This window comes from Brevibacterium sp. Z349TD_9 (assembly GCF_056173565.1).
Genome location: NZ_CM149680.1, coordinates 873640 through 899290 on the forward strand (window position 1 = coordinate 873640; position 25651 = coordinate 899290).

The 25651-nt window shown below is 69.2% G+C and carries 19 protein-coding genes and 1 pseudogene; 17 read left to right on the top strand and 3 right to left on the bottom strand.

The annotated features are described in order from the left end of the window. Window positions 1–77 precede the first annotated feature (77 nt). Entirely contained in the window at window positions 78–662 is a 585-nt protein-coding gene (locus tag AC0VYB_RS03815) for a TetR/AcrR family transcriptional regulator (RefSeq protein ID WP_063249285.1), read from the bottom strand. A 199-nt stretch (window positions 663–861) separates the two neighbouring features. On the opposite strand from AC0VYB_RS03815, the gene AC0VYB_RS03820 reads away from it, so the two are divergent. The 11 genes from AC0VYB_RS03820 (at window position 862) to AC0VYB_RS03870 (ending at window position 15553) form a co-directional block, all read left to right on the top strand. Beyond that, window positions 862–2037 (top strand): MFS transporter, encoded by a 1176-nt coding sequence (locus tag AC0VYB_RS03820; protein WP_063249284.1) that lies wholly within the window; start codon window positions 862–864, stop codon window positions 2035–2037. An 84-nt stretch (window positions 2038–2121) separates the two neighbouring features. Beyond that, window positions 2122–2706, top strand: coding sequence for a MaoC family dehydratase (locus AC0VYB_RS03825; protein ID WP_063249283.1), 585 nt, complete (start codon window positions 2122–2124; stop codon window positions 2704–2706). 11 nt (window positions 2707–2717) lie between these two features. Beyond that, complete coding sequence (locus tag AC0VYB_RS03830) at window positions 2718–3521, top strand: HpcH/HpaI aldolase/citrate lyase family protein (RefSeq protein WP_063249282.1); 804 nt, start codon at window positions 2718–2720, stop codon at window positions 3519–3521. A 25-nt stretch (window positions 3522–3546) separates the two neighbouring features. Further along, window positions 3547–4212, top strand: coding sequence for a peptide deformylase (locus AC0VYB_RS03835; protein ID WP_063249281.1), 666 nt, complete (start codon window positions 3547–3549; stop codon window positions 4210–4212). Window positions 4213–4327: 115 nt separating this feature from the next. Next, window positions 4328–5518, top strand: coding sequence for a hypothetical protein (locus tag AC0VYB_RS03840; RefSeq protein ID WP_259863219.1), 1191 nt, complete (start codon window positions 4328–4330; stop codon window positions 5516–5518). Between the two features lie 42 nt (window positions 5519–5560). Continuing rightward, window positions 5561–6091, top strand: a complete 531-nt coding sequence (msrA, locus tag AC0VYB_RS03845; protein ID WP_009380907.1) for a peptide-methionine (S)-S-oxide reductase MsrA — start codon at window positions 5561–5563, stop codon at window positions 6089–6091. Then, entirely contained in the window at window positions 6092–7033 is a 942-nt protein-coding gene (locus AC0VYB_RS03850) for a nitroreductase family protein (protein ID WP_259819852.1), read from the top strand. It begins immediately after the preceding gene. Next, on the top strand, window positions 7030–8283 hold the full coding sequence (locus AC0VYB_RS03855; RefSeq protein WP_063249279.1) for an MFS transporter: 1254 nt from the start codon (window positions 7030–7032) through the stop codon (window positions 8281–8283). Before AC0VYB_RS03850 ends, AC0VYB_RS03855 begins: the two co-directional genes overlap by 4 nt. A gap of 195 nt (window positions 8284–8478) precedes the next feature. Further along, on the top strand, window positions 8479–12030 hold the full coding sequence (locus AC0VYB_RS03860) for an efflux RND transporter permease subunit (protein ID WP_475385047.1): 3552 nt from the start codon (window positions 8479–8481) through the stop codon (window positions 12028–12030). A gap of 21 nt (window positions 12031–12051) precedes the next feature. Then, the gene (locus AC0VYB_RS03865; protein ID WP_095376664.1) at window positions 12052–12819 is read left to right on the top strand and encodes a CPBP family intramembrane glutamic endopeptidase; all 768 of its coding nucleotides are present in this window, start codon (window positions 12052–12054) and stop codon (window positions 12817–12819) included. A gap of 235 nt (window positions 12820–13054) precedes the next feature. Then, entirely contained in the window at window positions 13055–15553 is a 2499-nt protein-coding gene (locus AC0VYB_RS03870; RefSeq protein WP_373314674.1) for a PhoX family protein, read from the top strand. Window positions 15554–15667: 114 nt separating this feature from the next. Here the strand turns inward: AC0VYB_RS03870 and AC0VYB_RS03875 are convergent, their stop codons facing one another. Next, entirely contained in the window at window positions 15668–16312 is a 645-nt protein-coding gene (locus AC0VYB_RS03875; protein ID WP_009380913.1) for a VOC family protein, read from the bottom strand. Window positions 16313–16521: 209 nt separating this feature from the next. Between AC0VYB_RS03875 and lysX the strand changes: the two are divergent. The 3 genes and pseudogenes from lysX to AC0VYB_RS03890 all read left to right on the top strand — a co-directional run bounded on the left by lysX (window position 16522) and on the right by AC0VYB_RS03890 (window position 21314). Then, window positions 16522–19730: pseudogene (lysX, locus tag AC0VYB_RS03880) on the top strand (bifunctional lysylphosphatidylglycerol synthetase/lysine--tRNA ligase LysX). Window positions 19731–19780: 50 nt separating this feature from the next. Continuing rightward, window positions 19781–20479 carry a DUF998 domain-containing protein gene (locus AC0VYB_RS03885; protein WP_009380914.1) on the top strand — a complete coding sequence of 233 codons (699 nt, stop codon included), beginning with the start codon at window positions 19781–19783 and terminating at the stop codon, window positions 20477–20479. Continuing rightward, a complete protein-coding gene (locus AC0VYB_RS03890; RefSeq protein WP_009380915.1) occupies window positions 20469–21314 on the top strand; it encodes an alpha/beta fold hydrolase in 846 nt (281 codons plus the stop codon). Before AC0VYB_RS03885 ends, AC0VYB_RS03890 begins: the two co-directional genes overlap by 11 nt. A 32-nt stretch (window positions 21315–21346) precedes the next feature. On the opposite strand, the gene AC0VYB_RS03895 is transcribed toward AC0VYB_RS03890, so the two are convergent. Beyond that, window positions 21347–21835 carry an inorganic diphosphatase gene (locus AC0VYB_RS03895; protein WP_009380916.1) on the bottom strand — a complete coding sequence of 163 codons (489 nt, stop codon included), beginning with the start codon at window positions 21833–21835 and terminating at the stop codon, window positions 21347–21349. Between the two features lie 123 nt (window positions 21836–21958). On the opposite strand from AC0VYB_RS03895, the gene dacB reads away from it, so the two are divergent. From dacB to tilS, 3 genes are read left to right on the top strand one after another with little or no spacing between them, the layout of a single operon-like run. Beyond that, on the top strand, window positions 21959–23461 hold the full coding sequence (dacB, locus tag AC0VYB_RS03900; RefSeq protein ID WP_100227546.1) for a D-alanyl-D-alanine carboxypeptidase/D-alanyl-D-alanine endopeptidase: 1503 nt from the start codon (window positions 21959–21961) through the stop codon (window positions 23459–23461). Then, window positions 23458–24474 carry a zinc-dependent metalloprotease gene (locus AC0VYB_RS03905; RefSeq protein WP_009380918.1) on the top strand — a complete coding sequence of 339 codons (1017 nt, stop codon included), beginning with the start codon at window positions 23458–23460 and terminating at the stop codon, window positions 24472–24474. The genes dacB and AC0VYB_RS03905 overlap by 4 nt, the downstream gene beginning before the upstream one ends. Before the next feature lie 8 nt (window positions 24475–24482). Continuing rightward, a complete protein-coding gene (gene tilS, locus AC0VYB_RS03910; RefSeq protein ID WP_009380919.1) occupies window positions 24483–25517 on the top strand; it encodes a tRNA lysidine(34) synthetase TilS in 1035 nt (344 codons plus the stop codon). Window positions 25518–25651 lie beyond the last annotated feature (134 nt).

Genomic DNA, 25651 nt, shown 5'->3' on the forward strand with positions numbered 1-25651 from the left:
AGCCATGCGCAGGTGCGACTCTATACCGTCCGGACGGTTCTGTCGTGGAGATCGTCACAGAGCGGACAGGGCGCCGACTACGCCGCCACGAGGTCCTCGACGATCCGCCGGGCATGGGTGAGACGATGATCGTCGCCGTCGATGCCGCGGTGGACGATGCCGCCTTCGAGGAGGAGGAAGATGTGCTCTGCGAGCGACCGCGGATCGGGGCTGTCGCCGAGGATGTCCGCGAGCAGTCCTTCGACCGCACGCTTGTGGGCGCGGACGACGCCGTGCGCAGGATGATCGGACGGAAGCTCGGCGGCGGCGTTGACGAAGGCGCAGCCGCGGTCGCTCGACTCGGAGTCGAGGGTGTAGGAGTCGAACACCGCGAGCGCGCGGCTGCCCGGTGTCGACTCCGCCGAGAGCGTGGCCAGGCGCTTCTCCAGGCGAGCCCACCAGGCCTCATGTCTGACCTGGAGGTAGGCGGCGACGAGGGTGTCCTTTGACCCGAAGCGGTCGTAGAGGGTCCGCTTGGTCAGCCCCGACTCCTCGGCGATCGTGTCGACGCCGACGGCGTGGATGCCGCGGGAGTAGAAGAGCGCGGCGGCGGTGTCGAGGATCCGTCGCGCGCCAGGCGTCAGCTGCGGGGGAGTGAGGTCGTCGTGCGGGTCTGGCCTCATCGCTGCTCCCTCCCTCGGGTTCCGTGTCGACCGCCGTTCGGCATCCGGTCTTCACCGACGTCGATGTCGATTCGGACTTTACAGATCAGTGTACCTGCCTGCAGGATAGTTCACAGACCTGTGAAGTTCGAGGGGTGCGACGCACTCTGTGACGCGCTCCACGACTCGCTCCGACGACGCCCTCCGGAGAGGACCGACGATGACCACGACGAGCACCGGCGGACCGGGTCTCGGCCGACTCGGCACCCTGCGCCTGACCGCGGCGGGGCTCTGCCTCATCGCCGTCTGCTACGGCCTCGCCCGATTCGCCTACGGCATGTTCCTCCCCGCCTTCCGCGCCGAGTTCGGACTCGACCCACAGACCGCCGGCGCCATCGCCTCCGGCTCCTACATCGCCTACTGCGTCGCGATCGTCGTCTCGACGATCCTCACACCCCGCCTCGGTGCTCGCGTCGTCGCCGTCAGCGCAGGAGTCGTCGCCGCGGTCGGCACCGCGGTCGTCGCCGTGGCCCCGAACGCGCTCGTGCTCGCGGCAGGCGTCCTCCTCGCCGGATCGAGCACCGGTATCGCCTCGCCGCCGCTCGCCCATGCCGTTGCCCTCTTCGTGCGCAGCGGCGTCCGAGATCGGACGCAGACGGTCATCAACGCAGGCACCGGCGCCGGTGTCGCCCTCGCGGGACCGGTCGCCCTCCTCACCGTCGGACAGTGGCGGCTGGCGTGGTGGGCCTTCGCCGTCATCGCTGCGGTCGTCACCGTCTGGGTCGCTCGCGCGGTTCCGCGCCGGGACGAGACAGGGACGCAGTCGAACCGTCGGCAGGCCTTCCTGCCCGGACCGCTGCTGCGAGCGGGCGGCGTCCGACTCATCGCCGCCGCCGCACTCATGGGAATCGCGAGCTCAGCGGTGTGGACGTTCGGCCGCGACCTCCTCGGCGGGGCCGAGGGGATCGGTCCGACCGCCTCGGCGATCGCCTGGATCCTGCTCGGGGTGTGCGGACTCGTCGGGGCGATCACTGGCGATGCTGTGCGGCGGCTGGGCCTGCGCCCGGCGTGGACGCTGTCGATGCTCGTCCTCGCCGCCGTCACCATCGCCTTCGCCCTCGTCCCCGGCAGCCTCGCCACAGCATGGACGTCGGCAGCGGTCTTCGGTGCCGTCTACATCGTCCTCACCGGTCTGGTGCTCATCTGGGGGACGGAGATCTGCGCCGACGCACCCGCGGCCGGGGTCGGACTCGGGTTCCTCGTCCTCGCTCTCGGCCAGGCCATCGGCTCCCCGCTGGTGGGAGCACTCCTCGCCGAGGCCGGACCGATCCCGGCGTTCTCAGTCGCCGCCGCATGCGCAGCTCTCGGCGCGCTCATCCGCCCGCGCCCACACTGAGCCGACCTCACGCGGACCTCCCAACCGTCGGCTGTGTCACGGGCGGACGGTATGGTGAAGACCATCACGACGAAGGAGCGGAGAATGAGCGAGAGCAAGGTCGTCGAGCAGCGCGGACTGTGGCTCGACGAGATGGAGGTCGGCACCGTGTACAGGCATGCGCCGGGCCGGACCATCACCGAGGCGGACAACACGTGGTTCACCGCGGTGACGATGAACACGCAGGCCCTCCACCTCGACGCCGCCTTCGCCGAGACCGAGCCCTTCGGCCAGCGCCTCGTCAACTCGATGTTCACGTTGGCCACCCTCATCGGGCTCTCCGTCTCCCAGCTCACGCAGGGCACGATCGTCGGCAACCTCGGCTTCTCCGAGGTGAGCTTCCCCGCCCCGCTCTTCCACGGCGACACCCTCTACGCGGAGACGACGATCCTCGACAAGCGCGCCTCGAAGTCCCGCCCCGGGCAGGGCATCGTCACCCTCGAGCACCGCGGGTACAACCAGAACGGGCAGCTGGTGGCCAAGGCCGTGCGCCAGACGATGATGTTCGACTCCTCGCACGCCAAGCCCTCCGGTTCTGCGGGACCTTCCGCGGATGCGGCGGCGCAGTCGCAGAACTCGGATTCGCCAGCCCCGTCAGCGCAGTCCCCGCAGACCTCGACCGAAGAGTGAGGAGACCACCCATGGCACTCGATTTCGCCCCCGCCTGGCTCTTCGTCCCCGGAGACCGGCCCGATCGGTTCCAGAAGGCCGCCGAACGCTCCGACATCGTCATCCTCGACCTCGAGGACGCCGTCAACGACGCCGACAAGGCCGAGGCCCGCGAAGCGGTCGTCGACTACCCGCTCGACCCGTCCCGCACCGTCGTGCGCGTCAATCCCCGCGACTCCGACCACCTCGGCGAGGATCTGCGGATGCTCGAGCGCACCGACTACACGACCGTGATGCTGCCGAAGGCGGAATCCGCCTCGGACCTCACCGTCTTCGGAGGCCTCGAGGTCATCGCCCTCATCGAGACGGCATTGGGGACGATCAACGCGGCCGAGATCGCCGCCGCCCCCAACGTCCACGGCCTCATGTGGGGCTCCGAGGACCTCATCGCCGATCTCGGCGGGGGATCCTCGCGCCGCGCCGACGGCACGTGGCGCGACGTCGTCTCCCACGTCCGCAGCTCGACGCTGCTCGCCGCGCGCGCACACGGCAAACACGCCCTCGACTCGATCTGGGCCGACATCCCCGACCTCGACGGTCTCCGCGAGGAAGCCGAGGACGCCTGCGAATCGGGGTTCAGCGGAAAGGTCTCCATCCACCCCAACCACGTCCCGGTCGTCCGCGAGGCCTTCCGCCCCAGCGACGAACAGCTGGAGTGGGCGCGCGCGGTCCTCGACCTGGCACGAACGGAGAAGGGGGCGTTCGCCTATGAGGGGAAGATGATCGACGCCCCGCTGCTCAAGCACGCCGAACTCATCGTCGCCCGCGCCCGCTGACCGGCCCGACCACCAGGAGTTCCCCGTGAACCTCACCGATGCGATCGTCGCTCAGCAGATCGACGAGGGCCTCGCCGCAGCGGACGCCCACGACGGCATCGCCCCGATCGTCGGGGCCGGCGATCCGATCCTCCGCGCCCCGGTGCTGCCGTACTCCGGTCAGGTCGACGACGCGACCCTGGCCCGCCTCGCCGAGGTGATGGCGAAGACGATGCGCGAGGCCCCCGGTGTCGGACTCGCAGGCCCCCAGGTGGGCGTCGGACTCTCGATCTTCGTCGCCGAGGATCCCGCAGCCGTGAGCGCCGAGGTCGCCGCCGTCCGCGAACGCGAACCGCTGCCGCTGCGCACCGTGCTCAACGCACAGTACGAACCGGTCACCGGTGAGCTCGCCGCCTTCTACGAAGGGTGCCTGTCCATCCCCGGCTACCAGGCCGTCGTCGCCCGGCCCCGCACGATCGGGCTGCGCGGAGTCGACCTCACCGGTGCGCCCATCGACGAGGAGGTCACCGGCTGGTCGGCGCGCATCGTCGCCCACGAGACCGACCACCTCGACGGCATCCTCTTCCTCGACAAGGCCGAGATGCGGTCCCTGTCGACGAACGCGGCGGTCGCGAGACTGTGGAACGAGCCCTCGACCCAGCGGGCTGCGACGGAACTCGGGTTCACCCTGCCGAGCGGCCTGCTGCTCTGACGACGGTGCCGGTGCTCTGACGACGCTGCCGGAATCTCGGCGCACGGCGGGGCGGTTCGGGTCGTGGCCGGGAGACTCACACGCGCACCTCAGGTGCGCATGATTCGATGAGGGCATGCGCCTTCCCGACATCCCAGCACGCCACCGTCTCCTCGTCCGCACCGTCTCGACCATCGGCTCCGGTGCACTGAGCATCGTCCGCCGCCGCGACTTCGCCGCCGAGCACCAGAACACGGCACGGGCCGCCTACGCCGTCGCGACCGCAGCGATGACGTGGCTCGGCGGGACGAGGGCCTTCGCGGACACCGATGTCGACCTCGTCGCCCCCGGCGGCGCTGAGGCGGGAGAGCCTGCCCGCTACGCCGAGGACGAACCGTTCGGATACGTCGACGGCGGCGATCCGGAGGCCTGGTGGATCGAGGATGCGACGTGGAGGTCGCGGGCGTTCCTCAACCTCGCAGCCGCCGCCGCGGCCGGTGCTGCGAGCTGGATGCTCTGGGGACCGATCCAGAACCTCAAGGACTCCTGGGACGAGAAGCTGCCCGACGGGCTCGGTCGCGGACTGGGTGCCGTCATCAACTCCTCAGTCGTCGCGGCCACCGCCTTCGCCGTCGACAGGGCCGAGGAGTTCGTCGCCCGCGAAGCCCTCGACGGGCACATCGACGTCGCTCCCGTCGAGATCGAACTCCCCGCGCACGTGCGGGCCTCCCTCGACGCCCTCCTCGACGAACCCCACCCGCAGTCCCAGGACGTCGCCGAGGTCATCCGCGCCCAGCTCGACCACGGCCGCTTCTTCATCACGGTGCCCTACTCGAGGAAGCAGTTCCCCGGGGATGATCCGATCGAGCTCTCCGATGCCGACCTCTCCGCTCTGCTCGCCGAAGAGGACGTCTCGAGCATCGACGTGTACCTCGACGCAGAGGCTCCGAGGGCGATCCCGGCGAACCACACCTACCCGGTCAGTGCGCTCTTCGAGCGGGACGCGGACAGGTCCGGATCCAGCGCTGACCCCGCACTCTACGAACTCAGCCTCGACATCCGGGACGGACTCCTCGACCGCATCGACCTCTACGGAGTCGATGCCGAGCTCGATGCCGAGGTCGCGGCGATGACGGCCGACAACCTCGGTGCCTCAGCACCGGGAACCCTTCACCCCGAGGGGATCGAAGGGTGGGTGGAGCCTGACCTCATCGACGGCGAGGACGTCGACGACGCTGACCTCGCGGCGGTGAGCATCGAAGCGCCCCTCACGCTCGCGGACTGGCCGGCACCCGAGGACCTCACCTTCCGCACCGACGGTGCTTGAGCGGTGCGGGAATAAGCGGACACGGACGTCGTTGTACCTGTTATGAGCGAACTCCGCACTCTCACCCTCGGCGCAGGCTGCTTCTGGTGCCTCGACGCCGTCTACCAGCGCACCACGGGCGTGACCTCGGTGATCTCCGGATACACCGGCGGTCACACCACCGACCCGCACTACCGTGAGGTGTGCTCGGGCACGACCGGTCACGCCGAAGCCCTTCAGGTCACCTTCGATCCCGAGATCGTGCCCGAGAGCATCATCCTCGGACTCTTCTTCACCGGGCACGACCCGACGAGCCTCAACCGGCAGGGCTACGACGTCGGCACACAGTACCGGTCGGCGATGTTCTACCGGGACGAGGAGGAGAAGGCCCGGTTCGCCGAGGCGATCGAAGCGGCCCAGGAGTACTTCGACAAGCCCATCGTCACGACCCTCGAACCGCTCGGTGTCTTCTACCCCGCTGAGACGGTCCACCAGGACTTCTACTCGAACAATCCCGACAACGGCTACTGCCGGGTGATCATCGACCCCAAACTCTCGCAGGCACGGAAGGCCTATGCGAACTGGGTGAGCTGAATGGGGAGCAGGAAGAAGTCCGGGTGCGCGAAGAAGGACAAGCGCCGGGGGAAACGCGAGCGGCCCGACCACGAACGGGAGCTGACACGGGCGTACTTCCTCGACGGTGAGACCGGTCCGTGGGCGATGAAGCTCGCGGCCAGGGAATCCCTCACTCGCCTCGGCGCGGGAGCCGTCGAGGACAGCACGGTCGTCGGCGGTGCTGCGCTCGGCGACGGGACGAGTGTCGGCGACGAGACGAACGTCGGTGACGCCGCGGGCGGCGGCTTCGGCACCACCAGCGAATCACCCGCTGACCCCGACGGTGCCCGTCTCGCTCCCGCGAAGGCGAACAGAGGGCGCACCGGACCGGACTACTCCGCCCCGAGTTCGATCGACTCACTCACCGATCCGGTGCTCCACGCGATCGCCACCCGGCGTTCGATCTCCAAGGTGGGCCCGGAGACGCCGAGCGACTCCGACCTCCGAGAGATCATCCGCATCATCTCGACCGTTGCCGACCACAAGGCTCTCAAACCGTGGCGCTTCCTCATCCTCCGGGGAGACGACCGGATCCGCCTCGGTGAGGCCCTCGACGAAGCCGACGGTGTCACGCGCAAGGACGGTGAGGTCAATACGAAGCCGCTGCGGGCCGAACTGCTCCTCGCGCTCGTCTCGTCGCCGACCCCGCACCCGAAGGTCCCCGAATGGGAGCAGCACGCGACCGCGGCGGGAGCCGGTCACCTCCTCGAACTCGCCCTCTGGCAGGCCGGGTGGGGAGTGATGTGGCGCAGCGGGCACCTGACGAACGCCCCGGCCGTGCGCAGGCTCCACCGCCTCAGGGACGGCGAGCTGCTCATGGGCTGGTTCTACATCGGCTCGGTCCCCGAACGGTACCGCGCGCGGCTCGCCGCGGGCACCCGACCCCGGCCGGACCCCGACCAGTTCCTCGACACCCTGTGAAGGGCGAGGAGCCGGCAGCCGAGGACCCGTCGACGACGAGGCGGCTGCCCACCGAGATCTACGTCCTCGTCGCTGCGGCCTTCATCGTCGCGCTCGGCTACGGCATCATCGCCCCCGTCCTCCCGCAGTTCGCCGCGAGCTTCGACTTCGGGGTGACCGCGGCGTCGATCGTCGTCTCCTCCTTCGCCCTCTTCCGGTTCGTCTTCTCACCCACATCGGGTCGACTCGTCGACGCCTTCGGCGAACGTCGGATCTACATCACGGGTCTCCTCATCGTCGCCGCCTCCACCGCGGCCGTGGCCTTCGCCCAGAACTACTGGCAGCTCCTCGTCTTCCGGGGACTCGGCGGCATCGGATCGACGATGTTCACCGTCTCCGCGATGGCGCTCATCATCCGACTGGCCCCCGTCGACGCCCGCGCGAAGGCGTCGAGCACGTACGCCACGGCGTTCCTCGTCGGCAACATCGCCGGACCGGTCCTCGGCGGACTCATGGCCGGGTGGGGGATGCGCGTGCCGTTCATCATCTACGCCGCAGGCCTCGTCGTCGCCGCCGCCGTCGTGCGGATCTTCCTCGCCTCGACCGCCTCGGCGGGATCGGCGACAAAGCTCGGCCGGGCGCGGATCGCCGCAGCCGCGGATCTGCCTGCGCAGGAGGTGATGACGTTCCGGCAGGCCTGGCAGGACTCCGCGTACCGTGCCGCACTCGTCTCCGCGTTCGTCCAGGGCTGGTCGGCGATGGGCATCCGGGTGGCGATCTACCCCCTGTTCGCGATCCAGGCGCTGCGCGCCGACACCGCGGCGGCCGGACTCGCGCTGACGATGTTCGCCCTCGGCAACGCGGCAGCCGTCGCACTCGTCGGCCGCTTCGCCGACACCTACGGACGCAGGACCTTCATCATCTGGGGTCTGCTCACGCTCGGGCTCTCGACGGCCGCGCTCGCCTTCACCGATGCACTCTGGGTCTTCTTCGCCCTCTCGATACTCGCCGGCATCGGCTCCGGGCTGGCCAATCCCGCCCAGCAGGCCACGGTCGCCGACGTCGTCGGCCGTGAGCGCAGAGGCGGGCGGGTACTCGCGAAGTACCAGATGGCCCTCGACGGGGGTGCGATCCTCGGGCCCGTCCTCGCCGGAGTCATCGTCGACCACGCCGGCTATTCGTGGGCGTTCGCGCTCACCGGGGCACTCGCCGTCCTCGCCGCCGCGTACTGGCTCACCGGACGCGAGACCCGCCCGCGAGAGCTGCGTTGACTCCGACGCGGTGAACCGACAAAAACGCGGTCTGCTAACCGCGTATTTGTCGGATGACCGCGTCGGTGCGGCTGAGGGTTCGCAGAACCTGCACAGGGTGCACTGAGGAGAATGCGCGGCGCCGGGTCACTAAGATGAGCGTGGTGTCGCCGAGCGCCGGTGACCCAGCCGGCCACCCGAGCAGAAAGAGCCCACGTGAGCTTTCTCACCCGCCTGAGTCTGAAGAACCGAGCGCTCATCGCTCTCATCTCCGTCGTCGCCGTGATCTTCGGCGTCATCGGAGCAGGAGCACTCAAGCAGGAGCTCTTCCCCTCCCTCGACAACCCCCAGGCCACGGTCACCGCGACCTATGAAGGGGCCACGCCGCAGGCCGTGGAGAGTGAGGTCACCGACCCGCTCGAAGCAGCGCTCTCACCCCTGCCGGAGGTCGAGGACATGACCTCGGTGTCCTCGGCCGGCAGCGCCACGATCACCGTGAGCACGAAGTACGGCGAGAACTCCGACGACATCGTCCGGTCCCTCCAACGCGCCGTCTCCCAGGTCCAGCCCCAGCTGCCCGACGGAGTCGAACCCAATGTGCTCACCCTGAGCACCGACGACATCCCCGTCCTCGCCCTCTCCGTGACCTCCGACGCCGACGAGGACAAGCTCGCCGCAGAGCTCAACGACATCGTCGAACCCGAGCTCTCCAAGGTCGACGGCGTCTCCCAGGTCCAGATCGCCGGCGCGAAGACCAAGCAGGTCGAGATCCGCATCCGCGAGGACGACCTCGAGGACGAAGGGGCGAGCATCGACGAGATCGCCGGCGTGCTCCAGGCCAACGGCGTCCCCACCTCGGCGGGGGACCTCGAAGGAGGCGACGGGACGGCCCCGGTCGAGGTCGGGTCCCGCATCCGATCGGTCGACGCGATCAAGGACCTCGTCGTCTCCGGCACCGACGGTCCGGTCAAGCTCTCCGATGTCGCCGACGTCGCGATCGCCGACGCCCCAATCGAATCGATCTCCCGCATCAACGGCAAACCCTCCCTGTCACTGTCGGTGATGAAGGAGTCGGATGCGAACACCGTCGACGTCTCCCACGCGGTCTCGGCGAAGCTGCCGGAGCTCGCGAAGACGCTCGGCGACAACACGGAGTTCGTCTCCGCGTTCGACCAGGCCCCGTTCATCGAGCAGTCGATCGACGACCTTCTCAAGGAGGGCATGCTCGGCCTCGTCTTCGCCGTCCTCGTCATCCTCGTCTTCCTCCTGTCCGTGCGCGCGACGATCATCACTGCGATCTCGATCCCGCTCTCCCTCCTCATCGCCCTCATCGGCCTGTGGATGGGCGGGGAGACGCTCAACATGCTCACCCTCGGGGCGCTGACGATCTCCGTCGGCCGCGTCGTCGACGACTCGATCGTCGTCATCGAGGCCATCCGCAGGCGGCATGCGGCCGGCGGCGACAAGTTCGCCAACATCCTCGCAGCCGTCGCCGAGGTGGCCGGAGCCATCACCGCCTCGACCCTGACCACGGTGGCCGTCTTCCTCCCACTCGCCTTCGTCACCGGCCAGACCGGGGAGATGTTCCGCCCGTTCGCGCTCACCGCGACGATCGCGCTGCTCTCGAGCCTCTTCGTCGCGCTCACCATCGTCCCCGTCCTCGCGTACTGGTTCCTTCGCCAGCGGGAGGCCAAGGTCAGGCTCACGCGGGAGGAGAAGGCGGAGATCAGGCAGAGCCGCAGGCAGATGCTCACGCAGTGGCGGGCGGAGAAGAGGGCCGCGCGCAAGGCTGCGAAGAAGCAGAGCATCACCGCCGCCGGCCGCCACGACGCCGGCGGCGACGTCGAGACCGACGAAGGGGTCGTCCCCGCAGGCCGAGCCGCCGGGCTCGGCGCCGCAGCGGGAGCGTCGGAGGCCGCCGAGGTCGATGAGCTCGCGGCCCTGCGCTCACCGGTCACACGACTGCAGAGGACCTACCTCCCGGTGATCTCGTTCTCGACGAAGCACCCGGTGCTCATGATCGTCGCCGCGCTCATCATCCTCGCCGGCACCGGGGCGATGGTCCCGCAGCTGAAGACCGAACTCTTCGGCGACACCGGGCAGGAGCAGCTGCAGGTCACGCAGACCTTCGACCCGGGCACCGACCTCGACGAGGCCTCCGAGCAGTCACAGCAGGTCGAGGACATCCTCGTCGCCGATGACAGCATCGAGTCCTACCAGGTCTCGATCGGCGGCTCGACGTTCGGGTTCGCCGACGACTCCGGGCTGAGCGGCACGTTCATCGTCAACGCGAAGCCGGGCACCTCCGCGCAGTCGATCAGCGCGGAGCTGCAGAGGAAGTTCGATGCCCTCGAGGGTGTCGGACAGGTCGAACTCCAGGACCAGAGCTCGACACCGGGCGCGCAGACCATCGACGTGACCCTGACCTCGAGCGACACCGCCGTCCTCGAGGACACCACGGAGAAGGTCGCCCAACGCCTCGAGGATGTGCCCGGAGCGCAGTCGGTGACGAGCGACGTCGAAGCCGTCCAACCCGTCATCGAGGTCAAGGTCGACCAGGAGAAGGCCGCCGAGGAGAACCTCACCGAGGCGGCGATCGGTCAGTACGTCCAGCGCGCGATGCGAGGCCAGAGCATCGGAGAGGTGATCATCGACGACGTCACCCACTCCGTCCTCCTCTTCGACCGGGAGGCGAACACCGTCGAGGAGCTGCGCGACCTGCAGATCCCCGGAAAGCCGGAGACCCCCGACGCACCGACCGGAGCAGGCTCCGGCGCGGGAGCCGGGGCAGGCACCGGTGCTGGTGCTGGTGCGGGTGCAGGCACCGGTGCGGGTGCGGGTGCCCCTGCGGGTGTTGCGCCGGCCGCTGAGCCGCGTCTCATCGATCTCGACGACGTCGCCGACGTCGAGGAGGTCACGACCGCGCCGAACATCCGGCACACGAACAGCCAGCGGTCGACGACGGTGTCCGTGACCCCCGAGGGCGACGACCTCGGTGCGGTGTCGGCCGCGGTGCAGTCGGCACTGGGCGAGGTCGATGTGCCCGACGAGGTCTCCGTCGACACCGGCGGCGCCACCGAGGAGCAGCAGGACGCGTTCTCGCAGCTCGGCCTCGCCATGCTCGCTGCGATCCTCATCGTCTTCGTCATCATGGTCGCGACCTTCAAGTCGCTGCTCCAGCCGCTCATCCTCCTCGTCTCGATCCCCTTCGCAGCGACCGGATCGATCGCCCTGCTCCTCCTCACGGACACGGCGATGGGGCTGACGGCGATGATCGGCCTGCTCATGCTCATCGGCATCGTCGTGACGAACGCGATCGTCCTCATCGACCTCATCAACCACTTCCGCGCCCGCGGCGTCGAGCTGCGACCGGCGATCGTCGGGGGTGCCCGGCTGCGCTACCGGCCGATCCTCATGACCGCGGCCGCGACGATCTTCGCGCTCGTGCCGATGGCGCTCGGGCTCACCGGCGGGGGAGTGTTCATCTCCAAGCCGCTGGCGATCGTCGTCATCGGCGGTCTCGTCAGCTCGACGATCCTCACCCTCATCCTCGTCCCCGTCCTCTATCTCCTCCTCGAGGGGGCGAAGGAGCGCCGAGCCGAGAAGAGGCGGGTGAAGAACATGGCCCGCGGCGAGGTCCTCGACGCCGCCGAGGCGCGTGCCGAGAGGGAGACGGCGACCGCGACGACCGGTGCGGGGGCAGGCGGCGGTACCGCAGCGCGCACCGATGACGGCGGCGACGCGCGAGGCGATGAAGCGAAGCACTGAGCCCAGAGGCGAGGAGGAGCGGTGAGCACAGCGAGCGAACTCGCACCGAAGGAGCGGCGACGCCTGTGGTTCGAACTCGGGCTCGTTGCCGCACTCTCGCTCGGGCAGTCGGCGGTCTACGCCGTCGTGCGCCTCCTCGACATCGTCACCCGCGGACCGATCAGCGACGCCGAGGCCAAACTCAACACCTCCCTCAACCCCCGACCGATCTTCGACCTCGTCTACCAGCTCCTCGACATCGGCTTCAGCCTCGTCCCCGTCGCCCTCGCGCTCTACCTGCTCACCCGCGACCCCGACCCTAAGCCGCTCGCCCAGCGTCTCGGAGTGCAGGGGAAGGCAGTGCGCGACTTCGGACAGGGCGTCCTCCTCTTCCTCGTCATCGGTCTCGGTACCCTCGCCGTCTACGCGGGCGGCCGGGCACTCGGGATCACGGCCGAGGTGCAGCCGGCCAACCTCGGCGATCATTGGTGGACGATCCCCGTCCTCCTGCTCGCGGCGGCGAAGAACGGCGTCCTCGAAGAGGTGCTCATCTTCGGCTTCGGCGCCGAGCGGCTGCGACAGCTCGGATACGGCCCGTGGACGATCATCATCGCCCTCGCGCTCTTCCGCGGCAGCTACCACCTCTACCAGGGGATCGGGCCGTTCATCGGCAATGTCGCCATGGGGATCATCTTCGGCTGGTTCTATATGCGCACCCGCCGGCTCATGCCCATCGTGTGGGCGCACACGCTCATCGATGTCGTCGGGTTCCTCGCCCCCGGGGTGCTCAGCCTCGTCGACCCTGGTTGAGTCCGCACGGAACGGGACCACCTGACGGCCCGGCGGAGGATAGAGGAACGGGCCCTGCCGGGAAGCGGCCCCGGGCATTTAGGTCAGTTCTCCATGACGAAATGCACTGGTCAGCGCCGGTTCATCCCCGGTTCACCATATGGTCGGGCCAGGGAAAACCTCCCCTGGAAGCCTCGACCGGGTGAGCGCCGGATGCCGGTGCGGACCCTGACATCGACCCCCGAGGAGACGAATGATGGCACCACTGCGCGAACTGCTGCCCATGGCCGGACACGTGCGTGGCAAGCGGAGTCCTGTGACCTGCGCGCTCAAATGCGACAACGCGTGCAGCAAGGCGATCTGCAACACCTCGTCCAACGGCTACTTCCGTGACATCGTCGGCGCGCAGCTCTCCCGCCGGGCCGTGCTCGGCGCCTCGGCCGCTGGGGCGCTGGCCATCGCAGTGACCACGGCACCGAGTCCCACCGCGCGTCGGGCGGCAGCGGCCCCCGCCGGGACCCTCGACTTCTCCGCGATCGACCCGGTGCCCGCCGAGGTCGACGACCTCATCGTTCCCGACGGCTACTCGTGGCATCCGATCGTCCGGTGGGGAGATCCGATCTTCCCCGACTCACCGAAGTTCGATCCCGAGAACCAGAGCGTCGAGGCGCAGCGACGTCAGTTCGGCTACAACAACGACTTCCTCCAGATCCAGATCGACGAGTCCGGTGACGGCAGCCGGGCCGTGCTCTTCGCCAACCAGGAATACACCAACGACGCCATCATGTACCCCGACAGCATGGACGGGGCGACGAAGCGGGCGATCAGCCGTGACGCCCACGGACTCACCGTCGTCGAACTCACCCGGGCGAATGAGAGGACCCCGTGGAAGGTCGACGTCAACGGGGAGCGCAACCGCCGCTTCCTCATCGACACCGAATACGCCTTCACCGGGCCCGCCGCCGGCACCGACCTGCTGCTGACCAAGGACTACCCGCAGGGCGACAAGGTCCAGGGCACGCTCGGCAACTGCTCGGGCGGGCTCACTCCGTGGGGAACCCTCGTCTCCGGCGAGGAGAACTTCAACTCCTACTTCAGGGCGCAGGGCACCTCGGAGGCGGACAAGCGCTACGGGCTGACGAACGAGGACTCCGCCTACGGCTGGGAGGCCGACCTCGACCGCTTCGACACGAACTCGAACGGCTTCGCCAACGAGGCGAACCGGTTCGGCTGGATCGTCGAGGTCGACCCGTGGGATCCCACCTCGACGCCGCTCAAGCACACGAGCATGGGCCGCTTCAAGCACGAGGGCGCGAACATCACGATCGCCGACTCCGGGCACGCTGTGGCCTACATGGGCGACGACGAGAAGTTCGACTACCTCTACAAGTTCGTCTCGAAGGACCGCTACGTCGAGGGCGACCGGGCTGCGAACATGCGCCTGCTCTCCGAGGGCGACCTCTACGTCGCGAAGTTCACCGGCAACTCGCCCAAGAGCGAGATCGACGGCAGCGGAACGGTCCCCTCCGACGGTGAGTTCGACGGTGCCGGACAATGGCTGCCGCTGGTCAAAGGCGGGAAGTCCCAGGTTTCGGGCATGACCGTCGCCGAGGTGCTCGTCAACACCCGTCTCGCCGCCGACAAGGTGGGGCCGACGAAGATGGACCGCTGCGAGGACGTCGAGCCGAACCCGGTCAACGGACGGATCTACGTCGCGTGCACGAACAACTCCGACCGCGGCGTCGACGGCAAGGCCGGCGCCGACGAGGCGAACCCGCGCACCGAGAACCGCGACGGCCACATCGTCGAGATCACCGAACGCGGTGGCGACCACACCGGCACCGAGTTTGACTGGACGCTGCTCCTCGTGTGCGGCGACCCGAAGCAGGGGGACGCGACCTACTTCTCCGGGTTCCCCGCCGACCAGGTCTCGCCGATCTCGTGTCCGGACAACGTCACCTTCGACACCGCAGGCAACCTGTGGATCTCCACCGACGGGGCCCCGTCGGGAATCGGGTACTGCGACGGTCTGTTCAAGGTGACCATCGACGGCGACCAGCGCGGCCGTGTCGAGCAGTTCCTCTCCGTTCCCCGCGAAAGCGAGGTGTGCGGACCGCTCGTCCACGACGCGTACGATTCGGCGTTCGTCGCCGTCCAGCACCCCGGCGAGGACGGTGAGTGGTCGAACCAGCACTCGCGCTTCCCCGACTACGTCGATGAGACCGATGTCGACGCGGGTCTCGCCGCCCTGCCGAGGCCGACCGTCGTCCAGGTGATCAAGGGCGCTGGCGAGGAGCCGACCGAGACGCCGACCGAGGACCCGGGGGACGCCGACGAGGACGCGAACTCCGCAGCCGAAGGCGACCAGGACGGGGCGAACGAGGACGAGGACAACGCGCAGGCCGACTCGTCGGGCTCGAAGAGCGGCGCGCAGGACGCGGCGAAGGACGCCGCCGCGGCGGGAGCCGGTGCGGCCGGTGACGCCGGCGGCTCCGGCTCCGGCGGCTCCGGATCGGGCGGCAGCGGATCCGGCGGTGCAGGCGCGAACGGCGGAGGCTCCGGATCCGGTGGTGCGGGAGGCGACCTCCCGCGGACCGGCACGGACGCGACGCTGCCCCTCCTCGGCGGGGGAGCGGGGCTGCTCGCGGCCGGCGGTGCACTCGCCACCGCTGCGCACCTGCGGCGGCGGAGGGCCGCCGACGGCGATGACGTCGCCGAGGCGGGAGACGGATCCCAGGGTCCGACCCCGGCCTGACCGGGCCGGGCTGGAGGAGTCCGGCCGCAGACGACAGTGGTCACAGAACCGAGGCGGAATCGCTGACAGGGCGGTTCCGCCTCGGATCTGTGACCACAGCTGAGGCGCAGGGCCTCAGATCGTCACGAGACCGTTGCGTTCGGTCGCGAACGTCACCGACATGATGCCCGGGGCACCGTGCGGCGCGGACCAGTCGATGTGGATCTCCGGGATCGGCTTGGCGTCGTCGGTGCCGAGCCAGTCGCGGAGGCGATCGCGGTCTCCGGCGATCTGCAGGGTGTCGATGGAGACATCCTCATTGGTCTTGTACGACGAGGGGTGCTGGGACGAATCGGCGGACCACTTGATGAAGAACGGCAGCTGGGGGTCGGCGATGAGCCCCTTGACTCCGATCTGCAGCCACTTGAGCTCCTCGCCGGACTCCGGAGTGCGGTTGCCGTCGACGGCTTTGCGCTCGAGGCGCGTCTCGACCTCCGAGAGGTCGTCGACGGACACGCACCAGCCCATCCAGCCGCCGCCGAGCTCGGACCGGGTCCGCACGGCTTGACCGAAGGGGGTGGAGAGAGCGGCCGGGTGCTCCAAGGCTTCGACGACTTCGAGGTAATGGCCGCCCGCGAGGGGGAAGATGAGATTCCTGGTACCGAAACGCGGATGCACTCCACCGTCGTAGGGAACCACTCCGAGCTGCTCCGAGATGCGCTCGGCGGTTGCTCTGTAACCGTCGGGTTCGCTGGCGAAGGACACATGGTCGAGTTTCATGTCACGAGAATCGCATAACCTGGCTCACACTTCTCATTAGGCTCACCTAAGCTCCGGTTTCGCTCCCGGAGGCGGACTCGGGGCGGGATCAGCCGAGGGCAGGATCACTTGACAGGGTAAGGGAACGCAGCGGCAGAAGGCCGCTCTCGCGGCTCCGTGAGCCCTTCACCTGGAGCCTCGGTTCAGATGGGTATGACAGGATTCTCCCTATGCCTCCCACACCCGTCCCCACCCAGTCCGAGGCCCCGCTCTTCGTGCGGTGGCTGCCGCGAGTGCTGACGATCGTCGCCGTCTTCATGCTCGTCCAGCTCATCACCCCGGCCGGAAGCTGGCTCGACCGGTTCTTCGAGTTCATGTGGCGATGGTTCGTGCCATTCACTCCGGTCGACTTCGTCACCTCGGTCGTCTTCATCGTCCTCGCCGCAGCCTTGGCCATCCGCAAGCGGGCGGCGTGGTGGATCACGCTGGTCTTCCTCTCCATCATCTTCGCTCTCTACGCCGTCATCCTCTACGGCTTCATCGTCTTCGCCCCCGACGAGATGACCGGTGACCTCTTCACCGGGATGATCCTGCCGGTCATCGTCTTCATCGGCCTGATCGTCCACCGCAGGTGGTACAACGCGAAGACCCAGCCGCGGGGATTCCTCAAGGCCATCGGTGTCCTCGCGCTGGGCATCGTCATCACCGCCGCGATCATCCTCGTCGTCCAGTACTTCATCGGCGGGCTCACCGGAGTCCAGGCGCGCCAGATCATCGCCGAACTCGCCGGACTCAAGGAGAGCACGGAGGCGAGCTGGATGCTCTCGGTCTTCGGCTTCGGCACCGGCGCAAGCATCATCCTCGCGTTCTGGACTGGCCTGCGCTCGGCCAGGGACGCCGAGCGCATCGACATCGATCAGGAGCGCAGGATCCGCGAAGGTCTGGCCGCACACTCCTCGGACTCACTCGGCTACTTCGGCACCCGCCGCGACCGTTCGGCGTTCTTCGCCGACGACTGCGTCATCACCTACCAGGTCCACGCCGGCGTCTGCCTCGTCGCCAGCGACCCGGTCGGACCGCCGCAGCAGTGGGCGGCGGCCGCGCGGTCCTTCGTCGCGCACGCCGAGTCCTTCGGCTGGGTGCCGGCCGTCCTCGCCGCCTCGAAGCAGGGCGCTCAGGCCTATCACGATGCCGGCCTCAAAGTCCTCCACGTCGGCGACGAGGCCGTCCTCCACACGAAGGACTTCACGCTCTCCGCGCTGCCGGAGGTCCAACGGGCCGTGACCAAGCTGACCGGTCTCGGCTACACGATCCGCATCCGTCACCAGTCCGAGATCCCCGCCGCTGAGCTCGAGGAGCTCGCGATCTTCGCCGACGAATGGCGCGACGGAGAGAACGAACGAGGCTTCTCGATGGCCCTCGGTCGCTTCGGCGACCCGGCCGACGGCGGAAACCTCTTCGTCGAGGCGCTCTTCCCCGCCGACGCGGGAACCCTGGCAGGGACCACCGCCGGACTGCTCGGCTTCGTGCCGTGGGGCGCCTCGGGAGTCTCGCTCGACGTCATGCGCCGACACCCCTTCGCGGAGAACGGCGTCACCGAATTCATGGTCGCCGGTCTCATGCGCGAGGCAGGAGACCTCGGGATCGCAGCCGTCTCCCTCAACTTCGCGGTCTTCCGCTCCGCGTTCGAGCAGGGCAAGGAGCTCGGGGCGGGACCGCTCAAGCGGCTGTGCGCAACATCCTCCTCTACCTCTCCCGGTTCTGGCAGCTCGAATCCCTCTATCGGTCGAACGAGAAGTACGATCCGGAGTGGGTGCCGCGCATGCTCTGCTACCCGGAGGGATCCGACCTCGCCCGCATCGGTCTGGCCGTGAGCATCGCCGAAGGCTTCCTCTCCCCGCCGAAGATGTTCACCAAGGGCAATGAGAGCCAGCCGATCTACACCCGTGAGCAGGCGGCGCCGCTCCTCGACATCGCCCCGCCCGAACCCGCGCCCACGGGCAGAGTCCGGGTCTCCGACCAGGTCAGGCACCGCCTCGGCGTGCGCGATGCGATGCTCGAGGCCGGGGTCGAACCCTACCCCGCCGAGGCGGCACCGGCGGCGGCGAAAGGCACCGTCCTCACCGGGCGGGTGCTCGGCATCCGCGATCACGGCGGCGTGGTCTTCCTCGACCTGCGCAGCGAGGGACATGACCACCAGCTCGTGTGCGAACGCGAGGTGCTCGGTGAGGAGTCGCTGAGGCGACTGTCCGCGTGGGTCTCCCGCGGCGACCGGATCTCCGTGAGCGGGCGCGAGGGCACCTCTCGCAACGGGACCCCGTCGTTCCTCGTCACCTCATGGACGATGTCGGCGAAGTCCCTGCAGCCCTGGCCGAGCCTGTGGCAGGGACTGAGCGATCCCGAGGCGAAGGTCCGTCAGCGCTACCTCGACTTCACGATGAACACCGGCCAGCGCGACCTCATGGTCATCCGCTCGAACACGTTCCGCACGATCCGCGAGACCCTCCAGTCCCGCGGCTTCCTCGAGGTCGAGACCCCGGTTCTCCAGACGGTGCACGGGGGCGCGAACGCGCGGCCGTTCCTCACCCACATCAACGCCTACAACCTCGACCTCTACCTGCGCATCGCCCCCGAGCTCTACCTCAAGCGCCTCCTCGTCGGCGGGTTCGACCGGGTCTTCGAGATGGGCCGGAACTTCCGCAACGAAGGCGTCGACGCCACCCACAACCCCGAGTTCTCGATGCTCGAGGCCTATCAGGCCGGCGGCGACTACAACACGATGCGCGAGCTCACCCGCACGATGGTCATCAACGCCGCCGAGGCGGCCCTGGGCACCACGGTCGTGCGCGGCACCGTCGACGGCGTCGAACACGAGATCGACCTCGCCGAGGAATGGCGGACCGTCTCGCTCACCGACGCGATCTCGGAGAAGATCGGCGAGGAGGTCTCGACGGCCACCTCGATCGAGACCCTGCGGAGGATCGCAGCGCGAACCGGGCTCACCGTCAATCCGAAGTGGGGTTGGGGCATGCTGCTCCAGGAGATCTACGAGGAGGTCGCCGAGGGATCGACGGTGGCGCCGACGTTCTACACGGACTTCCCGGCCGAGACCTCCCCGCTGACCAGGCAGCACCGCACCGACCCGATGCTCGCCGAGAAGTGGGACCTCATCATCTTCGGCTCCGAGCTCGGCACCGCCTATTCGGAGCTCGTCGACCCCGTCCTCCAGCGTGAGCGGCTCACCGCGCAGTCCCTGGCGGCAGCCGGCGGCGACCCCGAGGCGATGCAGCTCGACGAGGACTTCCTCACGGCCCTCGAATACGGGATGCCGCCCGCCGGCGGCATGGGCATGGGCCTCGACCGGCTCGTCATGCTGCTCACCGAGCAGACTATCCGCTCGACGATCACCTTCCCGCTGGCCAAGCCCAAGGGCCACTGAGCCGCGCCCGACGACGGTTGCCCGGACCGCAGAGAGACGAACGGAGACAGATGCGCCGGATCTTCGCAATCCTGCTCGCGGCAGGGGTGCTCATCACCTACGACTCGTGGGTGCTGCTCTTCCTCAGCCCTCACCCGCAGCCGCTGTCGGGCTACCTCTCCGAGCTCGCCGCGATGGATCAGCCCGCCTCCTGGGTCTTCCGCAGCGGGGACGCGATCGCCGGGACCCTCATGGTCCTCATCGCCGTCCTCGGTGTGCGCGGGTGGCGCTCCCGCTTCGGTCGGGCGACGGTGCCGCTCGCCATCGCAATCGGCCTCACGGGGCTTGCCACGATCGGAGACGCGATCGCCGCCCTGCCGTGCACGCAGACCTTCGATCCGGTCTGCTACGCCGAGTACACGGCGAACCCGCTGCGCGCCGACTTCCTCCTCCACACGATCGCCTCGACGATCGTCGCGCTCGCCGCCCTGGCGAGCATGGTCATCGCGGTCATCGCCCTGCGTCGTCGCGGCAGACTGGGCACACCCTACGGTCGCGGCGTCGTCGCCGTGCTCGTCGTCCTCCTCGTCACCAACCTCGCCTCGGTGATCATCGAGGCCGTGTGGCGCTCCGGTCAGGGCTATGTGCAGGCGATCGCCGTGCTCACCATCGCCGCGTGGAGCGCGCACCTGGGCTACCTCGCCGTCGTCGGCCGAGGCGAGGCCGACAGGTCCCCGGAGAAGCGGAGAGAGGCGAGCGATGTCGGCTGAGCCGGAGTTCGCGCGGTGGTCGCGCGCCGTCGTCGACGGCTTCACCGTCTACCAGCGCCCGGCGACCGCCTCGGCGGGGGAGGGGAAGGATCCCGTCCTCTTCCTCAACGGCTGTGCGCTCGCCGCCGCCGGCTGGCTGCCCGTCATCGCGGAGATGCCCGACCGGGACGTCATCGCGCTCGACCGTCCGGGCTTCGCCGGCACCCGGTGGCCGGGCACGCTGCCCGACCTCGCCGGCGAGCTCGCCGCGATGGAGCGGGCGATCGCGGGCCATTCCCGGGTCGTCATCGTCGCCCATTCCATGGCGGCGTTCCGGGCCGAGGCCTTCGCCCGGCTGCGTCCCGAGCGCGTGGCGGGCATCGTCCTCGTCGACCCCTCGATCGAGGACTACCGGTTCCGGGGCCCGGCCGGCCGCTTCTCGCTCGCCACATGGATGCCGGTCCTCGGGGCGCTCGTCACCCGTGAGCAGATCGGTGAGGCCGCCTCCTGGCTCTCTCATCAGGGATTCCTCCGGCAGAGCGGTTCGGGTCGCGCCCTCGATCCCGAGGCGTTCAAGGATCCGTACACGGATCCGGACACGCTCAGGGCCGCGATCGCCGAATGGCTGAGCTACCGCAGCCAGGCCGCCGACCTCGAATCGCTGCGGGGCCGGATCGAGCCGGTCCGGGCCAGGACCTCGGCGCTGCTCGCACCTCCTCTGCCGAGCCGGAGCCGCTCCCGCATCCTCGAGGCGGCCTTCGCCGATCTCGTCCGTCATGAGATCCGCGATTCCCGGCACCTGATGATGATCGACCGCCCCGACATGATCGTCGAGGCGGTCGATGAGGTGAGCTGAGGTGAGCTCGGCTCCAGAGGCTCAGAGGCCGATCAGTGCGCGTCCTTCTTGAAGCGCTCGATCGAGGCGGTCACCTCGGCCTCGGCGGCCTCCCGGCCGACCCAATTCGACCCCTTGACGAACTTGCCCGGCTCGAGATCCTTGTAACGGGTGAAGAAGTGCTCGATCGCGTCGAGGGTGAACTTGTCGACGTCGCCGATGTCCTGGTAGGAGTCCCAGCGGGGGTCGCCGGCGGGAACCGCGAGGACCTTGTCGTCGCCGCCGGCCTCGTCCTCCATCTGGAACATGCCGATGGGGCGGACGTCGACGAGCACACCCGGGAACAGGGGTTCGGTGAGGAGGACGAGCACGTCGAGGGGGTCACCGTCGTTGCCGAGAGTGTCCTCGATGAAACCGTAGTCCGCGGGGTACTGCATCGACGTGAAGAGGTAGCGGTCGAGCTTGACCCGGCCGGTCTCGTGATCGACTTCGTACTTGTTGCGCGAACCTCGAGGGATCTCGATGGTGGCCAAGAGTTCCATAGTGCTCCTTACGCGTTAGGGTGGCATCACTAGGATAGAGCCTACAAGTCCCCGCCGAGACATCCTCAGCCCTCCTCCTCGGCCCAGAGAGGGCCCGCCGCCGAGACGAATGGGAGCCCGCTTTTGAACCCCACCTCCGATCACCGTCCGCAGGACTCCGCGGACGGTCCCCGCCGCACGCGCAGGCGGGGTCGGATCGCAGCAGGGGTGAGTGCCGGCGTCCTCCTCGCCGGAGCGCTCGGCTACGGCGTCGCCGACGCCGCCGACGTCGTCCCCGGATTCCTCACCACCGAGCCCGCGATCGAAGTCGACCCCGTTCCCACACCCGAAGCGCAGGGACGCGACGTCCCGGCCCCCGCCTCGGCGCTCGACGACACCGCACCGATCCCGACGAAGGTGGGACCGGAGGTCGAGCGCATCCTCGGCGATTCGAAGGTCAAGGGCTTCGGCGTCGAGGTCCGCGACGGTCTCACCGACAAGGTCCTCTTCGCCGCCGACGAGGACAGGGCCCGGACGCCGGCGTCGGTGACGAAGGTCCTCACCGCCTCGGCGGCGCTGCTGGCCATCGGCGGAGACGAGCGGCTGACCACGACGACGACGTTCGACCCGGCCACGGGGACGGTCTCGCTCGTCGGAGGCGGGGACGTCCTCCTCGGCGGCGGCGTGTCCCAGCCGGGATCCGTCAACGGCCATGCCGGACTGACGACCCTGGCCCAGGAGACTGCGGCGGCGCTCAAGGAGCGGAAGACCACCGAGGTGGCACTGCGCCTGGACACGAGTCGATACCCCGGCACCGACTTCAGCCCCGGCTGGGAGCGCGCGGACATCGGCAAGGGCGTCATCACCCCGATCCAGCCGCTCATGGTCGACAGCGGATACCTCGGCGACCCGAACAACGCGTGGCGGGCGCGCAGCGACAAGCCGGCCCAGGTCGCCTTCGACGCCTTCCGCACCGAGCTCGAAACCGCAGGGATCACCGTCACCGGGGCTGCCCCCGCCGAGGCGAACACTGAGTCGGAGCAATCCGCTGGGTCCGGGGAGACCGCCGGGTCCGGGGAATCCGCGGAGACGCTCGCGTCCGTCGAGTCCGCGACGATCTCCGAGATCGTCGAGTACGCCCTCGTCCACAGCGACAACGTCGTCGCCGAGGTGCTCGGCAACGAGGTCGCGATCGCGCAGGGGATGCCCGGCAGCCTCGAGAACGGACCCAAGGGCGTCATCGCCGCCCTCGAGGACACCGTCGACCTCGGGCAGACCCAGCTCAACGACACCTCCGGGCTCGACTACGGCAACCGGATCAGCCCGCACGACCTCACCACGGTCCTCCAGTCCTCGGTGACGGCGAAGGACTCGCTCTCGAGCCTCATCAGCTCTTTCCCGGTCGGGGGCCTGACCGGCACGCTCACCGACCGCTTCGGCGACGACGTCAACGCCGCAGGGACGGTGCACGCGAAGACCGGGACGCTCTCGACGGTGACCTCGCTGGCCGGGGGAGTCCTCGACGCCGACGGTCGGTACCTCGTCTTCAGCGTCCAGATCGACGGCGTCGACAAGGACAAGATCCTCGAGGCCCGGAAGACCGTCGACGATCTCGTCTCCGCCCTCGCCGACTGCGGGTGCCGATGATCGTCGACGAGAGGTTCGCCGTCCGGACGGCCAAGGAGGTCGTCTCCGCCGCGAAGCTGCCTGCACCTGGAGAGGTCGAGGCGCTCGTGGCGGAAATGAAGGAGAACGCGCTCACCGCCCAGGACCTCGTCGTCGACGCCTTCCTCCTCGACCCCGCCCACGCCGACGATGTGCGGGGCAGGCTCGGGGCGGGTGCGGTGCTCGTCCTCGACCAGGTCGGCTGGATCAAGGCCAACGCCGAGTCCCTCAACGGCATGGTCGACGTCTCCGCGCTGCCGGTCGCCCCCGGTCCGGCGGCGCGCAGGGCGGCCGGAGCCGAGGTCGCCGGGGTCCTCTCCCTGCTCTCGACGCGGGTGCTCGGCCAGTACGATCCGTTCGCCACGGACGCCGGTCGCCTGATGTTCGTCGCGCCCTCGATCCTCATCGCCGAGGAGGCGATGAAGGTCAGACCCCGCGACTTCCGGATGTGGGTCGCCCTCCACGAAGCCACACACCAGGTCCAGTTCGCCACCGCACCGTGGCTGCGCGAGCACATGCGGGGTCTGCTCTCCCAGCTGGTGGCCACCCCGCTCTCGGCCCCGGGACTCTCGACGCTCGCCGAGGTGTTCGCCGTCCTCGGGCGGATCGTGCGCGGACAGGCGAGCATGGTCGATCTCATCCGGGACGAGGGGATGCGCACGGCACTCACCGACGCCTCGGCGATCCTCAGCCTCCTCGAGGGACATGCCGACGTCGTCATGGACGAAGTCGGCCTCAGCGCCATCCCCAGCGTGCGGAAGCTGCGCCGCCGCTTCGAGGCGCGCCGCGACGCCGGACAGGGCGGGTTCCTCTCCAACCTGCTCGGGATGGACCTCAAACTCGCACAGTACCGCGACGGGGCGAAGTTCGTCCGCGAGGTCCGCAACGAGGTCGGGCAGACCGGCTTCGGCGCCGTCTACTCGAGCCCGGCGAACCTGCCCACGAGCGCGGAGATCCACACGCCTCGGCTGTGGCTCGACCGCGTCCACGGGTGAGGCCCGCGATGGCTGAGCACGCACGCCGTCCGACCCTCGATCCGGCGAGCGGGGCGATCCGCAACGTCGTGCGCGCCGGGCTGGGTGCCGGCTCCGTGCCCCGGATCGTCGTCGCCGTCTCCGGGGGAGCGGATTCGATGGCGCTCCTCCACGCGTGCGCATTCCTCCACCGGCGCGGCGAGGTCGAGGCCCGTGCCGTGACCGTCGATCACGGACTCCAGCCCGGATCCGCCGAGGTGGCCGCCGAGGTCGTGGCGACCGCGGAGTCGTGGGGCGTGCCTGCCGAGGCGGTGCGGGTCGACGTCACCGCCGGACCCGAAGGCCTCGAAGCCGCCGCCCGCGACGCCAGGTACGCGGCATTGGAGGAGGTGCGGGCGCGGGTCGGCGCCGCATGGATCGTCACCGCGCACACGCGCAGCGATCAGGCCGAGACGGTGCTGCTCGGGCTGCTGCGCGGTTCGGGGACACGCTCGCTGGCGGGAATGGCGGTGCGCACCGGGTCCGTGCTGCGACCGCTGCTCGACATCGACCGGGCGACGACCGAGGCCTCGTGCACAGCACAGCGCATCACCGTCTGGGACGACCCGATGAACGCCGACCGCGCCTATGCGCGCGTCCGCGTCCGGTCCCTGCTCACCTCCCTCGAGGCCGATCTCGGTCAGCCGGTGACCGACAACCTCGCCCGGACCGCGCAGCTGTGCCGGGCAGACGCCGACTTCCTCGACGCATCCGCCGCCGAGGCGGTCGCAGCCGTCCGTGGTCGCCGCGAACTCCGGCTGGCCGAGCTCGCCGACCTCGACGATGCTCTGCTCACCCGCGTCCTGCGCGAATGGCTGATCTCCCTCGGGGTGCCCGCGCAGAGCTTCGGCGCGGTACGCATCGCCGAGCTCACCTCGCTCATCCGGCAGGGTGCCGATGCGCGACACGGCGGGGGAGCGGGGAGGCACCTTTCGCTGCCCGGCGACACCGAGGTCGTCGTCGGCGGCGGTGGCGGAGCCGGCACTGTGCGTTTCGGACCGGCCGCGAAGGCCGCCCGCGGCTGACGCCAGGAATCCGCGGCTGAATAGCAGCACGCGCCCTCGGCGTCACGGACAACCCGCAACGTCACAGACAACCCGCAGCCGCGCACCTCGTACCCTGAGCGTCACAGACAACCCTGGGCCTCGCGTTGCTCCGG